Raw genomic sequence first — 1,191 nt, 5'->3', positions numbered from 1 at the left:
CCTTTTATTTTCATCTTTACGTCTTCCACCCAATTGAGCGGTCTCTTCGTTCGAGAAAACACCCAAACAAATCACAACCTTTCCCCAATACAGCAAACAAAATTCTCTAAATCCATAAATTAAAAGAAACTTGGTAGAAAGAATAAAGGCATAGCAGCTGAACTCTGTTAGGAATTTAAGCTGTAATCACTGATCGCCACCCTATATCAGATAGGAGAATTTTCTCTTAGCAACTTACAATTGAAACTAGTATAATTTATACTATTCTACATCCGCAGCAATAATGGCTTTGGTAATTGAATCTGGGTCTGCAACAGGTTCACCACGTTTAATTTTATCAACATTTTCCATACCTTCAACAACCTGCCCCCATATGGAATATTGACGATCAAGCCACGGAGCATCTGCAAAACAAATAAAAAACTGAGAATTAGCAGAATTTGGATTCTGACTCCGTGCCATAGAAACTGTACCACGCTTATGAGAAAGATTTGAAAACTCTGCTGTTAAATTTGGTTTTTCTGCCCCCCCCATACCAGCACGTGATAAATTGAATTTTTCACCATCCTTCTTTCCAAATTGCACATCTCCAGTCTGCGCCATAAAGCCATCAATAACGCGATGAAAAATAACATTATCATAAGCACCTTCACGGACAAGTTCTTTGATACGTGCAACATGACAAGGCGCTAAATCAGCAAAAAGCTCAATAACAACTCTGCCCTTTGTTGTTTCAAGAATTAAAGTATTTTCCGGATTTTTATCCTCAATCATATGAAAAGCTCCTTTGCTTCATCTATCAACTTGTAAAGTAGCAGCATTAATAACATCTGGATTTTCTACAGATCCATTATTACTTGTGGTACCTTTTTTAATTTTATCAACAACATCCATCCCCTTTATTACTTCCCCAACAACCGTATACTGACCATTTAAAAAAGCAGCATCATCAAAACAAATGAAGAACTGAGAATTCGCGGAATCTGGATCTTGTGAACGTGCCATCCCAACAGTACCACGCTTAAATGGCTGCTTTGAAAACTCAGCCGGTATATTGGGATAATTTGATCCCCCCATACCAACGCGTTTCAGATCAAAATCTCTACTGCCTTTTTTTCCAAATTCTACATCACCAGTTTGCGCCATAAAGCCAGGAATTACACGATGAAACACAACATTATTATAGGCCCC

Annotated in this window: 2 protein-coding genes; both read right to left on the bottom strand. The window is 38.0% G+C overall.

From position 1 onward, the window contains the following. Positions 1-261: 261 nt before the first annotated feature. Positions 262-774 carry a peptidylprolyl isomerase gene (locus tag ACFIO3_RS02025; RefSeq protein WP_375606665.1) on the bottom strand — a complete coding sequence of 171 codons (513 nt, stop codon included), beginning with the start codon at positions 772-774 and terminating at the stop codon, positions 262-264. A gap of 18 nt (positions 775-792) precedes the next feature. Next, a partial coding sequence (locus ACFIO3_RS02020) for a peptidylprolyl isomerase (protein ID WP_375704066.1) occupies positions 793-1,191 on the bottom strand: 399 nt, incomplete at its 5' end.

This window comes from Bartonella sp. AD328YNZD, assembly GCF_042196425.1.
The sequence above is the reverse complement of the archived record's forward strand: the minus strand, read 5'-3'. Positions and strand labels throughout refer to the sequence as shown.